Source organism: Streptomyces sp. NPDC001816, from assembly GCF_042892235.1.
Classification (GTDB): Bacteria; Actinomycetota; Actinomycetes; order Streptomycetales; family Streptomycetaceae; genus Streptomyces.
This window is the reverse complement of sequence record NZ_JBIATY010000005.1, coordinates 563906-576712: the sequence shown is the minus strand read 5'-3', so window position 1 is coordinate 576712 and position 12807 is coordinate 563906. Positions and strand designations below refer to the sequence as shown.

General features: G+C 73.2%; 11 protein-coding genes and 1 pseudogene. 3 read left to right on the top strand and 9 right to left on the bottom strand.

The annotated features are described in order from the left end of the window. Positions 1-26: 26 nt before the first annotated feature. Positions 27-1691 (bottom strand): acyl-CoA dehydrogenase family protein, encoded by a 1665-nt coding sequence (locus ACFYZZ_RS21370; protein ID WP_389178089.1) that lies wholly within the window; start codon positions 1689-1691, stop codon positions 27-29. Between the two features lie 71 nt (positions 1692-1762). Between ACFYZZ_RS21370 and ACFYZZ_RS21365 the strand changes: the two genes are divergently transcribed. Next, positions 1763-2575 carry a PaaX family transcriptional regulator C-terminal domain-containing protein gene (locus ACFYZZ_RS21365; RefSeq protein WP_389178086.1) on the top strand — a complete coding sequence of 271 codons (813 nt, stop codon included), beginning with the start codon at positions 1763-1765 and terminating at the stop codon, positions 2573-2575. A gap of 4 nt (positions 2576-2579) precedes the next feature. Here the strand turns inward: ACFYZZ_RS21365 and ACFYZZ_RS21360 are convergent. The 7 genes and pseudogenes from ACFYZZ_RS21360 to ACFYZZ_RS21330 all read right to left on the bottom strand — a co-directional run. Further along, positions 2580-2741: pseudogene (locus tag ACFYZZ_RS21360) on the bottom strand (pectate lyase); the annotation flags it as partial. Positions 2742-2869: 128 nt separating this feature from the next. Further along, positions 2870-4231, bottom strand: a complete 1362-nt coding sequence (locus ACFYZZ_RS21355; RefSeq protein ID WP_389178083.1) for a nucleobase:cation symporter-2 family protein — start codon at positions 4229-4231, stop codon at positions 2870-2872. Positions 4232-4368: 137 nt separating this feature from the next. After that, complete coding sequence (locus ACFYZZ_RS21350; RefSeq protein WP_389178081.1) at positions 4369-5709, bottom strand: FAD-dependent oxidoreductase; 1341 nt, start codon at positions 5707-5709, stop codon at positions 4369-4371. 259 nt (positions 5710-5968) lie between these two features. Then, complete coding sequence (locus ACFYZZ_RS21345; RefSeq protein WP_389178078.1) at positions 5969-6634, bottom strand: TetR/AcrR family transcriptional regulator; 666 nt, start codon at positions 6632-6634, stop codon at positions 5969-5971. Positions 6635-6794: 160 nt separating this feature from the next. Beyond that, positions 6795-7484, bottom strand: coding sequence for an HAD family hydrolase (locus tag ACFYZZ_RS21340; RefSeq protein ID WP_389178075.1), 690 nt, complete (start codon positions 7482-7484; stop codon positions 6795-6797). 231 nt (positions 7485-7715) lie between these two features. Further along, positions 7716-8651: a M56 family metallopeptidase gene (locus ACFYZZ_RS21335; RefSeq protein ID WP_389178073.1), complete on the bottom strand. Its 936-nt coding sequence runs from the start codon at positions 8649-8651 to the stop codon at positions 7716-7718. 99 nt (positions 8652-8750) lie between these two features. Next, complete coding sequence (locus ACFYZZ_RS21330) at positions 8751-9311, bottom strand: DUF5134 domain-containing protein (RefSeq protein WP_389178070.1); 561 nt, start codon at positions 9309-9311, stop codon at positions 8751-8753. Positions 9312-9490: 179 nt separating this feature from the next. On the opposite strand from ACFYZZ_RS21330, the gene ACFYZZ_RS21325 reads away from it, so the two are divergent. Further along, entirely contained in the window at positions 9491-11155 is a 1665-nt protein-coding gene (locus ACFYZZ_RS21325; protein WP_389178067.1) for an FUSC family protein, read from the top strand. Further along, a complete protein-coding gene (locus ACFYZZ_RS21320; RefSeq protein ID WP_389178064.1) occupies positions 11152-11811 on the top strand; it encodes a MarR family winged helix-turn-helix transcriptional regulator in 660 nt (219 codons plus the stop codon). The genes ACFYZZ_RS21325 and ACFYZZ_RS21320 overlap by 4 nt, the downstream gene beginning before the upstream one ends. 78 nt (positions 11812-11889) lie before the next feature. On the opposite strand, the gene ACFYZZ_RS21315 is transcribed toward ACFYZZ_RS21320, so the two are convergent. After that, the gene (locus ACFYZZ_RS21315) at positions 11890-12654 is read right to left on the bottom strand and encodes a VOC family protein (RefSeq protein WP_389178061.1); all 765 of its coding nucleotides are present in this window, start codon (positions 12652-12654) and stop codon (positions 11890-11892) included. Between the last annotated feature and the right edge of the window lie 153 nt (positions 12655-12807).

Sequence of the window (12807 nt, the reverse complement as noted above, 5' to 3'; positions counted from 1 at the left end):
ATCCGCCCCGGTCCCCCGGGCCCGGATCAGTCGCGGCCGGGAAGGGCCCGCTCCAGGATCGCGTCCAAGTCGGTGCCGGCGGGCAGCGTGCCGAACGCGTGCCCCCAGTCGCCGCCCAGCCGGCTCGCGCAGAAGGCGTCCGCGACCGCGTGCGGGGCGTGCCGGACCAGCAGGGATGCCTGAAGGGCCAGGGCCATCCGCTCGACCAGCCGGCGCGCGCCCACCTGGTCGGTTTCGGCCAACTGCTCCTTGAGCCCGGCCACGGCCGCATCCAGCCGGGCGTCCGCCCCGCGCGCGAGGGTGAGTTCGGCGAACAGGGCCTCGGCCGTGTCCTGTTCCCGACCCAGGGCGCGCAGCACGTCGAGCGCGTTGACGTTCCCCGAGCCCTCCCAGATCGACAGCAGGGGAGCCTCCCGGTAGTGGCGGGGCATGCCGGACTCCTCGACGTACCCGTTGCCGCCCAGGCACTCCAGGGCCTCCGCGGTGAACGCCGGGCCCCGCTTGGTGACCCAGTACTTGCCGACGGCGGTGGCGATCCGGCGGAAGGCGCGCTCGCCGGCGTCCCCGCGCACCGCCCGGTCCGCCGCACCGGCGAGCCGCAGGGTGAGCGTCGTCGCCGCCTCCGACTCCAGCGCCAGGTCGGCCAGGACGTTGCGCATCAGCGGCTGGTCAGACAGCCGGGCGCCGAACGCGCTGCGGTGGCGCGCGTGGTGACCCGCCTCGACGAGCGACTTGCGCATCAGGGTCGCCGAGGACATCACGCAGTCCAGGCGGGTGCAGTTGACCATCTCGATGATGGTCTTCACACCCCGCCCCTCGGGCCCGACCAGCCAGGCCACCGTCCGCTCGAACTCCGGCTCGGAGGAGGCGTTGGACCGGTTGCCGAGCTTGTCCTTCAGCCGCTGGATGCGGAAGGTGTTGCGGCTGCCGTCCGGCAGGATCCGGGGCACCAGGAAGCAGGACAGGCCGCCCGGAGCCTGCGCCAGCACCAGGAACACGTCGCACATCGGCGCCGACGTGAACCACTTGTGGCCCCGCAGGGTGTACACGCCCGGCTCACCGGTGGGCGTGGCCGTGGTGGTGTTCGTGCGGACGTCCGAGCCGCCCTGCTTCTCGGTCATGCCCATCCCGGCGAGCAGTCCGGGCTTCTCGGTGGGGACGCGCAGCTCCGGGTCGTACGCGCGGCTGGTGAGCAGCGGTTCGTAGACCTTGGCCAGCTCCGGCTGGGCGCGCAGCGCGGGGACGGCGGCGTACGTCATCGACGTCGGACAGCCGTGCCCGGCCTCCGTGTGCCCCCACACCAGTCCGCCCGCCGTGCGGGCCACATGGGCGCCGGGCCGGTCGTCCGCCCACGGCGCACCGGCCAGGCCCTCGGCGACCGCGGTCCGCATCAGGTGGTGCCAGCTGGGGTGGAACTCGACCTCGTCGATCCGGTGGCCGTAGCGGTCGTGGGTGCGCAGCTCCGGCTCGTGCCGGTTCGCCAGCTCACCCCACTCCTGGGCCTCCTCGCCGCCGGCCTGCAGCCCCAGGCGCCGGATGCCGTCCTCGGCCCACTCGGCACCCTCCCGGCGCAGCCCCTCCAGCAGGGCCCGGTCGTCGGAGGCGTCGTAGGGGGCCAGGGGCGGGGCCTGGTTGGTGACGTCGTGGGTGGCGTACTGCTGCGGCGGCGACTGCACGGGTGTCGAGTCCATAGGGCCATGTTGCACTCTTCCTGCGGCTGTAGCAATGATGCAACAAGGAGGCGCACGTACAGTACGTGCCCATGCGCATGAACGTGTCGGCGGAGGCGGGTGAGGCCGCCGGTCTGCGGCCGCTGTCCGCGCGGTCGGTGGTGCTGAGCCTGCTGCTGGGCGCGCATCCCCCCGAGCTGCCGGTGAAGGATCTGGTCCGGCTGGTGGAGCCCTTCGGCGTCGGCGGCTCGACGCTGCGGGCCGCGCTGAGCCGGATGGTGGCCGCCGGGGACCTGCGCCGCACGGACGGCGTGTACGGGCTCAGCGACCGGCTGCTGGCCCGCCAGCGTCGCCAGGACGAGGCGCTGCATCCCCGCACGCGCGCGTGGGACGGCGACTGGGAGATGGTGGTGATCACGGCCACCGGCCGCGGCCCCGCCGAGCGCGCCGACCTGCGCGCCCGGCTGGCCGCCCTGCGCCTGGCCGAACTCCGCGAGGGCGTGTGGCTGCGCCCGGCCAATCTCGCCCGGCCCCTGCCCGACGACCTCGCGCGCGTGGCCGCGTCCTACACCGCACACCCCGACGGCTCCCCGCACGACCTGGTCGCCCGCCTGTGGCCGCTGGACGCCTGGGCCACCACGGCGCGCACCCTGCTCGCCCACGCGACCGGCGCCCACCACCCGGCCGACCGCCTCACCGCCTTCGCCGCGGCCGTACGCCACCTGCTCACCGACCCCGTCCTCCCGCCCGCACTCCTGCCGCCGGACTGGCCGGGGGAGGCCCTGCGCACGGCCTACGCGGGTTACGAGGAGGAACTGGCCGCGTCGGTGGGGCTGCGCGGGACACCTGGAGGGCACGGAGAGGGCCGGCCGGGGCACGCTGACGATCGCGCACGGAAGGCGTGAGGGCCTACTTGTAGGTGATGTCCGACGACGCGTACTTGCAGTAAGTCCCGTCAGGACCCGAGCCGTTGGTGGTCGGCTCCTTGCCGGTGTTGTTCCCGATGTACTTCTGGCACGGGACGATCTTCTTGCTGGAGTCGCCGACGACGGTGATGTTCTTCAGGACCGCGCCGGGGCGAGTGCGAGGAGCGGGTCCTGGTCCTCGTTCTGGCCGCCGGTGCGTCGCGGCCGGCGAAGCCGACCGTGCAGGGCGAGTGTAGCCCTCGGCCTACTGAGGAGACGTCAAGTCGGCGATTGTCAGGCGGCGTTCTCGTCGCCGACCACGGCACCGACCTTCTCCGCTCTGGCCGAACCCGCCTTCACAGGAAGGTGGTTGAACAGCAGGTTCAGGACGATCGCCGTCAGGCAGCCCGCGCTGATACCGCTGTTCATCACCGTCTGGAACCAGTCCGGAAACTTCGCGTACACCGTGGGCACGCCCACCGGCAGCATACCGACCGCCACCGAAACGGCGACCACCGTCAGGTTGTTGTTGGCCTTGAAGTCGACGCGGGCCAGTGTCCTGAGCCCGCTCGCCGCGACCGTCCCGAACATCACCAGACCGGCCCCGCCGAGCACCGGCGCGGGGATCGCCGCGACCACCGCGCCCAGCTTGGGCAGCAGACCGAGCAGGACGAGGATGCCGCCGGCCGCCGCGACCACCCAGCGGCTGCGCACCCGGGTCATCCCGACCAGGCCCACGTTCTGGGCGTACGCCGTGTACGGGAAGGTGTTGAACACCCCGCCGAGGACGGTCGACAGGCCGTCCGCGCGCAGGCCGTCCGCCAGCGAGCGCGGCTCGACCCGGCGGCCGGTCATCTCGCCGACCGCGATCAGGTCACCGGTCGTCTCCGTCATCGTCACCAGGGCCACCACCAGCATGGACACGATCGCGGACGCCCTGAACGCCGGCGCCCCGAAGTGGAACGGCGTGCTGATCCCGACCCAGTCCGCGTCCCCGACCCCGCCGAAGTCGGTGAACCCGAACGGCACGGCGACCGCCAGGCCCACCGCGATGCCGATCAGCACGGCGATCCGGCTGAGGGAGACCGGGGCGAACCGCTGCACGCCGAGCACGACCGCCAGCACGAAGGCCGCCAGTGCCAGGTTCTTCGGCTCCCCGAAGTCCTTCGCACCGACACCGCCGGCGGCCCAGTTGCCCGCGACCGGCAGCAGCGAGACCCCGATGATCAGGATCACCGTGCCGGTGACCAGCGGCGGGAAGAAGCGCAGCAGCCGGCCGAAGACCGGCGCGAGCAGCACGATCGCGAGCCCCGCGACGATCACCGAGCCGTAGATCGCGGGCAGTCCGCCGCCCGTCGTCCCGATGAGCACCATCGGCGACACGGCCGCGAACGTGCAGCCCTGCATGATCGGCAGCCGGACCCCGAACCGCCAGAACCCGACGCACTGGATCAGTGTGGCGACGCCGCACACCAGCAGATCGGCGGTGATCAGATACGCCAGGTCGGCGGGTGACAGTTGCATCGCGCCGCCCACGATCAGCGGCACCGCGACGGCGCCCGCGTACATCGCGAGCACATGCTGCAGTCCGAAGGCCGCGAGCCGGCGTACCGGTGGTATCTCGTCGACGGGGTGCACATCTGCGGTCGTGGCCATGGGGACTCCAGAGCGGCGGGCGGGGAGTGACATCCGAACAGCACGAGACCGTAAGGTCCTTGAACAGTTTGTTGATTGCGATCGCGTTGCCGGTGTGTGTCATGCCCACCCGGGAGCCGCCGACTCCGACAGGCGCCCTACTCCGACCGCGCGGCCCCCAGCAGCGCGTCCCAGTCGGCCAGCTTGACCACACCCCGGCCGAGCCGCGCGCCCAGTGCGGCCTCGGCGCGCTCGATCGCCTGCCACCCCGCCCACTGCACCGGCTCGACACCCGCCGCCCGCAGCGCTTCGAGCGGGTCCCTTGGCACCTCCCGGCGGACCAGCGCGGGCGCGTCCGCGAGCAGGGAGGTAGCGGTCTCCTTGGCGCACGGCCGGTTGGTGCCGATGACACCGGTGGGCCCGCGCTTGATCCAGCCGGCGACGTACTCGCCGGGGGAAACGACGCCGTCGCGCAGGACACGGCCCTCCGCCTGCGGCACGGTGCCGCTCGCCGCATCGAACGGCAGCCCCTCCAGCGGCACTCCGCGATAGCCGACCGAGCGCAACACCAACTGGGCCGTCACGTCCTCGTACCGCCCCGTGCCCGTGATGCCGCCGTGCCCGTCCGGCGCCGTCCGCTCGAAGCGCACGGCACCCACCCGGCCGCCGTCCGCGAGCAGTTCCACGGGCCGCAGGAAGAACCGCATCCTTATCCGGCGGGCCGCATGCCGGGCAGGCGCCGCCGCCCAGCCGCGCAGCGCCTCCACGTTGCGACGCTGCACGGCGGGCAGCGCGGCGGAGTCGACGTATCCGGCGTCCATCTCCAACTCGGCCGGATCCAGGATCACTTCGGTGTCCGGCAGCGCGCCCAGCTCGCGCAGCTCCTTGGTGGTGAAGCGGGCCTGTGAGGGGCCGCGCCGGCCGACCATGTGGACCTCGGCGACCCCGCTCGCCGTCAGCGTGTCCAGCGCCGCCTGCGGCATGTCCGTCGGCCGCAACTCACCGGCGCCCCGCACCAGCATCCGCGTGACGTCCACGGCCACGTTGCCCACGCCGATGACCACCGCGGACCGGACCCCGCGCACGAACCCCGCGTCGGTCGCGTCCGGGTGCGCGCTGTACCAGGACACGAACTCGGTCGCCGACCAGCTGCCCGGCAATTCCTCGCCGGGGATGCCGAGGTGGCGGTCGGTGGCGGCGCCCACGCAGTACACGACCGCGTGGTACAGCGTCCGCAGCCGCGCCACGGACAGCCCGCCGGGTCCGCCCACCAGGACCCCGCCGAGGAAGCGCACCCGGTCGTGCTCCAGCACCGTGCGCAGGTTGCCCTGCAGAGACTTGATCTTCTCGTGGTCCGGGGCGACGCCGTAACGCACCAGCCCGTAGGGGCACGGCAGCCGGTCCAGTACGTCCACGCGCACCTCGGGATCCAGCTGGACCAGGGTCTGGGCGGTGTAGCACCCGCTCGGCCCGGATCCGACGACGGCGACACGCAGCACGGCAGTACTCCTTGCCCGAAGGAGAAGGGTGTGCGGACGGCTCCAGCATGGCACCGCCGGGCGCGCAACGGCAGGGGCCGGCAGGGTGACCCGACGCGGGACCCTTTCTCATGAAGTGTGATGATGCGGTCACGTTCCGTGTGCATCGAGGGGTGCCGGTTGATTGCCCAGGCGCGGGACGCCGGATTCCCGGCGCCTCGTCACGCAAGGCACTGAAAAGGGCAGTTGAATGTCAGCAGGGCCGAGGGCGGGGGATCCGCTACTCGGCCCGCTCCTCGGTCGCGAAGAACCGCGACAGATCCTGCGCAGGCCCCGCCCCGGCGTCCTGGTCGCTCCCCGGCGGCACGCCCAGCTCCCAGTCGAGCCCGTACCGCTGGAACAGCTCGGCCCGCAGCGCCGGCACGGGCATCGGCACCCCTGGGACCAGTGCCGCGTACACCGCCCCCATCAGCAGGGCCCGCAGCAGGGGATAGTCGGCCGTCACGTCCTGGGAGCCGTACCGGGCGACCGTGTCGCTCAGCAGCTCCGACAGGCGCCGCTGCTCCGGGCACTGCACGAAGCCCTCGGCCTGGAGCAGCCCCGCCATGTGCTGCCGCATGAGCACCGGCCGGTCGCGGGCGAGGCCCAGGATCGCGTCGATGGCCCGGGCCAGCCGCTCCCGGCCGTCGTCGGTGCACGGCTCCCGCTCCAGCGCCTCCTCCAGCGTGCGGTGCATCAGTCGGTGCACGGCGGACTGCACCAACTGGCGCTTGCCGGGGAAGTAGTACGACACCAGTCCGCGCGCCGAGCCCGCCCGGTCCGCGATGTCGGCCAGCGTGGTGGCCTCGAACCCGTGCTCGTCGACCAGCTCGACAGCGGCCTGCAGCAGCCGCTCCCTGGAACGGCGGCGCAACTCTTCATTGACCGAGGCGCTGCGCGGGGACATCCTGTAACTCCTGCGTTGACTGGCTGCCAGCCAACTATACTCAACGCAGTGGCACCGCTGTGTGCGGAGCCTGCTCAGGGCTGCCGTCCGTCTGGGGCGACGCGGGGGATCGTCTCAGACGGACGGCGGGTGTCCGCCCGAGAGGCCGAGCGGGTCCGGGTCAGCCCACCAGATCCAGCACCGGAAGCAGTGCGTCGGGCCGCTGCGTCACCGGCAGATGGTCCACGAAGTGCACACGGCAGCCCAGTGCGGCGGCGCCGCCGTCCAACACCCTGCTGTCGCCGACCATCAGCACCCGCCGCGGATCGACGTCCAGTGCCGCGCAGGCGGCCGAGAAGAGCCGCGGGTCCGGCTTCTGCACGCCGTGTTCGTACGACAGCGCGTAGGCGTCCACGTACGCGTCGAGACCATGCTCGCGGAAGACCGGGCGCAGATCCCAGCCGATGTTGCTGACCACGCCGACACCGATCCCGCGCTCGCGCAGCGTGCGCAGCACCTCGGCGGTGTCCGGGTACGGCGACCAGGCGGCGGGGGACATGTGCCGCTCGTACAGCGCGTCGTGCAGGCCCGGGGCGGGCAGCGGCACGCGCCGCGACAGTCCGGTGAAGGCGGCCCGGTGCAGCTCGGCGCTCTCGTCCCGTACCGCCCACAGACCGGCGAGGTCCGCCGGCACCTCGACGGGTTCCGCCCCGCCCGGCAGCGCACCGGCCGCCTCCAACGCCTTGGCGGTGTCGGTGAGTTCGGGCTCGGACAGCGTCAGGCCGGTCTCCTCCAGCACGGCCCGCAGCCAGGACTCGGTGGACTCGCAGCGGAACAGGGTTCCAGAGAAATCGAAGAGCACGGCAGTCATGCGCCGGACTCTACCCGCGCGATGATCGCCCGGACCCTGCCTGCGGTCCCCTTCAGGTCGAGGCAGGTGCTTCCTCCTGATGATCAGCGGTAGGCGGCAAGGAAAGCACGGACGCCGGCGGCGGCGTAGTGGTCGAGGTCGGCCTCGGTGTGCTGGAGCGAGCCGGTGAACATCGCCTTGTTCACCGGGATCCACAGCAGCAGGCCGGCCCCATACGCCGTGTCCGCCCGGCTACCCCAAGGCCCGAAGCCCCGGCACCAGCGCCACCACGACCGGGATCGCCGGTACCAGCGCGGCCACCGCCGTCAGGCGCAGGCGGTGCAGGGCCGGGAGGCGGTCCGGGGGAGTGAGGAGGCGGTGCACGCGCTGCGGGACGTGGGCGTGCGGGGTGGGGGAGGGTCCGAACACGCCCCGGTCCTCGTTGAGTTCGACCAGCGCCAGCGCGGTCGTCAGCCGGCCGAAGCGCCGGGAGGCCGTGTCGTCGGCGGCCAGTTCGACCAGCCGGTGCATCTCGTCGCGGAAGGCGGCGAACACCGGTACCTGCGGGAAGCCGCCCGCCAGCGCGGCCGAGCAGTGCAGCAGCCAGTCGTGCCGGGCCCGGTCATGGCCCTGCTCATGGGCGAGCAGGGCGTCGAGTTGACGCCCTTTCAGTCGGCGCAGGGCGGCCGTCGTGACCACGAGTCGGGGCGCCGTACCCGGCAGCCACCATGCGTCGGGACGCTCGCCCTCCAGCACCACCAGCCGCTCGTTCGTCGCCTCCTCGCCCGGCAACAGCGGGGCACGCACGAGGAGTTCGGCCCGCCGCAGGTGCCGTCGCGCCCGGGCCCGTACGACCTCGCGCACCAGCATGGCCAGGCTCCACAGTCCACCGCAGGCGAGCGTCACCGCGACGGCCGCCGCCCACGGTCCGGCGGTACCGAGTGCGTACGCGTCCACCACCGCGCGCGGGGCCGTACCGAAGACATGCCCCCGCACCGCCTCCCAGGCCGCCGCCGCGCTGAGCGTCATCGACAGCGCACAGCACAGCAGTACGGCCGCCACCACGCACTGCCACACCCACAGGGCGACCACCGGCTCACGGTCCCGCCAGTCGGCCCGGGCGAGCAGGCGCGGGGCGACGACGGCGGTCACGGCGCCGAGCAGCAGCAGTGCCACGGGGACCATCATGGGCAGCACCCTATGAGCGCGGAGCCGCTCACGGGTACGGTCCCTTGCGCCGAAGTGACGCAGGCAACGTTTGCGTTTCCTCCACAGAGGAACGGCGGTTCACATCGTCAGCAGCATCGCGACCATCCCGATCCCCATCGACAGCCGGCACGCCCGCGCCAGCTCCGGGCGGTCGCCCCAGCGCACGGCCCTCGTCCCGCCCGCCGTGGCGGTGGCGGGCACCAGGCGGGCGCCGGAGCGCAGCACATAGCCGGTGAAGTAGAGCAGGAGCGCACCCGTCACCAGGGGCACCCCGGCGCCGATGTGCGGATGGTGGTGGGCAGCGGATGAGGCGGGGGAGGCCGCCATGACGAGGGACATGTAGACCATCGCCGCCGTCCCCACCACATGGTGCAGATGGTGTGGGCCGCTGCGCGCGGCCCACAGGGCGCGCAGCGCCGCCGCTCCGAACACGGCCGCGTACAGCGGCCACGCCCAGCCCGGCGGGGTGAACACCGCGGCGGGCACGGCCATCGCGGCCATGCCGAACCCCATGAGCGCCTCGCCGCCCGCGGAGCGCCGCTGCTCCTCGACACCACTGCGCATCCGCAGCAGGCAGTACGCCCCGGTCGCCGCGCACAGCGCGACCAGCAGCCAGGCGGCCGACACCGGTCCGTGCACGCGCCCACCTCCACGCTCGACGGTCCGTCGAGGAATGCGATGCCCACGGCACGCGGGGCGTATACGAGCGCAAGGGTGTACACGGGGAGCATTCGCCGGAGCACAGCAGGTGAGGTAGGAGGTCATCGATGCCGCCGGGGTATATCTTTTACTTGTAAAACACATGCTAAATTGATGGTATGAGCAGTGCGACCCGCCACCGTCTTCCCCTCGCCGGCGTGCTCCGCCTGGGGCGGCCCTCCGACATCTGGTTCAAGCCCGCGCTGAGCGCGGTCGCCGCACTCGCCCCGCCCAACCTGACCCTGCTGGCGCTCGGCCGCCTCGACCTCGCCATGTACACGATGGCGGGCTCCCTGTGCGCGCTCTACGGCCACAACCGGCCCTACGCCGTCCGGGCCCGGGCCCTGGCCTGGGTGGTGCTCGGCATGGTCGGCGGCCTCGCCGTCGCCCTGCTCGCGGCGTCGCTCACCACCGACGCCGTCGTGCTGGTCACCGTCGGCGCCCTCATGGCGGCCGTGCAGAAGGCGGTGTGCGACGGCACCCGTATCGGTCCGCCCGGCAACGTGGTTCTCACCTTCATCACCTCCGCCTCCCTGTTCGCGCCGCAGAGCCTCGGCCAGGTCCCCGGCCATGCCGGGCTGGCGCTCGCCGCCGGCGCCTGGGCCTGGCTGGTCGGCATGGCACCCGGGCTGCTGCGCCCGCACGGCCCCGAGCGGCGCGCCACCGCCCAGGCCCTGGACGCGGCCGCCGCGTACGCCGCCACGCGCGGTACGGCCGAGGGTCACGCCCGGGCCCGCGCCGCGAGCGCCGCCGCCATCCACGCGGCCTGGCAGTCCCTGCTCGCCGCGGGCACCCGCCCCGACCGCACCCGGCGCACCCTCGAGCGGCTCCTGATCCGCGCCGAGGTCGCCCTGGCCGCCCCCGCCGACACCGACCCCGAACGGCTGCGTGCCTGGGCCCGGGACCTGCGCGGAACCGGCCCGGTCTGCGGGATCGAGTTCCCCCACGACCCGACCGGCGACCTGTTCGGTGTGGACACCGAACTCGCCTTCCCGCGCAGCCCGTTGCGGCACCGGCTCGCCCCGCTCGCGCCCATCGCCGTCCGCACCGCGATCGGCTGCGCCCTCGCCGGATACGCCTCCCTCGCTCTCGGTGTCGGTCGCCCCTACTGGGCGCTGGTCACCGCGGCCTCCCTCTATCAGGCCAACGTCACGCTCACCTGGAGCCGGGGCATCCAGCGCGTCGTCGGCAACCTCGTCGGCGTGCTCGTCTTCGCCGTGGTCACTCCGCTCGCCCAGCTGCACCCGGCGGCCCTGGTGCTGCTCTGCCTCGCCTTCAACTTCGGCGCCGAGGCGCTGATCAGCCGCAACTACTGGCTCGGCAGCGTGTGCGTCACTCCGATGGCCCTGCTCATCACCGAGTTCGCCCGCAGCCAGGACCCCGGACGGCTCATGACCGAGCGGATCGCGGACACCCTCGTCGGCGCCCTGGTCGGCTTCGTCGCGGCCGTGGCCGTCACCAACCGGCGCGCCGGCGACCGCATCGAGCACGCCCTGACCACGGTCGAAGGCGCCCGCGAACGCGCCACCCGCCTGCTCGCCGAGCCGCACCCGGAATCCCGCGCCCTGAAGACCGCGGGCCGCACCCTCGCCGCCGCGCTGGTCGACCTGCGCGCCACGGCCGACGCCGCCTCCGGTGAGTGGTGGCAGCGCGCCCTGCCCACGGAGCGGGTCGTGCTCGCCGAACAGTCCGGACACCGTACGCTCGCCGCGACGGCACGACACCGGGGGCTCGCACCCCTGGACCACGACACGGGCAGGACAACGGAGGACGTACGGCCATGACGCCGACGAACGGACGACCGCCGGCCGGGGACGCAGCGGGCAGAGGACAGGCGGGGGCCGGGGGCGGCACGGTCGAGGGGAGGCCGACGACCGCGGACTCCCGGGCCGACGGGCAGCAGGGGAACGAGAGCGGCGCCGGACCCGGCCCGGCGCAGCGGGACACCGTCGCTGCGGTCGTCCGGCAGTGGCAGGCCGTGCACCCCGGGCTGGACACCGGGCCCATGGAGGTCATCGGCCGCATCAACCGCTGTGCCGCCCTCCTCCAGCAGGCCGAGGACGCCCCGTTGCGCCGCGCCGGGCTCAGCCGCCCGGAGTTCGACCTGCTCGGCGCGCTGCGCCGCACCGGTCACGAGCTGACCCCGGGAGACCTTGCCCGGGAGACCTTTTCCTCCGGGGCCGCCGTCACCAAGCGGCTCAAGCACCTGACCGAACGCGGTCTGGTCGAGCGGCGCGGCGACACCCGCGACCGCCGGGTCGCCCACCTCCGCCTCACCGACACCGGCCGCGACCTGGTCGACGGCATCCTCCCCGAACAACTCTCCTACGAGACCGCCGTACTGTCCGTCCTCGCCCCCGAGGGCCAGGGCGACCTGGCCGCACTCCTCGCCGACCTGCTCAGCGGTCTGGAGGGGCGGCTGGGTCCGGTGCGGGCGTGAGCGAAAGTGCCACGCAGTGCCGGCCTTCGACGCGTACAGCCCCCGGCCGGCACGTGCGCTTCGACGCCGAGCCGCCGCTCAGCCCTCCTCGCCTGCCTTGTACACGCCGAACGCCGCTCCCTGCGGGTCCCGCAGCACCGCGATGCGGGGGCCGTCGGGGACCGATGTGGGTGGCATGACGACGGTGCCGTCCGCCTGCTGGGCGATCTGGGCCGTCGCGTCCACGTCGTCCACCGCGAAGTACGGCAGCCAGTGCGGCGGCACGTCGGGCGGGAACCGGTCGCCCATGTCGGCCATCCCGCCGAAGTCCTCCCCGTCGATGCCCCACTGCGTGTACCACTCCGAGGCGTTGACGCTCCAGCCGAACACCGTGGTGTAGAAGTCCCGGGCCCGGTCGGTGTCCCGGGTCGCCAGTTCCACCCAGCCGAGCGTGCCGGGCGAGTTGAACAGACCGGCGCCCGGGAAGGCCCGCGCCTGCCAGAGTTGGAACGCCGCGCCCGTCGGGTCGAGGGCCACCGCGAACCGGCCCACGTCGAAGACGTCCATCGGGCCGAGGATCACTGTCCCGCCGGCCTCCTCCACGCGCCGTGCCGCGTCGTCGGCGTCCGTGACCGCGAACGACACGTTCCAGGCGACCGGTTGGGACTCCTGATACAGCGGAGTGAGTGCGGCGACCGCGGCGTCTCCCACGTGCGCCACGGTGTACCCGCCCGCCTCCTGCCGCGGATCCGTCTCCGGCCGCCAGCCGAACAGCTCCGTGTAGAACCCCTTGGCCCTCTCCAGGTCACTGGTCCCCAACTCGGTCCAGCAGGGGCCGCCGATCACCGGCTTGTCGAACTTCATGACAGCTCCTTCCGGTCGCCCCGGCCCGCCGTGTGAGAAGAGACCGAGGAGGGCTCCCTTTCGCACGCTAGCCGCGGGCACGGGCACCGGCCATCCGGAGACCGCTTCCCCTTCCCCGGCGCCGGCCGCCGAGGTGCCGACGCGGAAATCGGT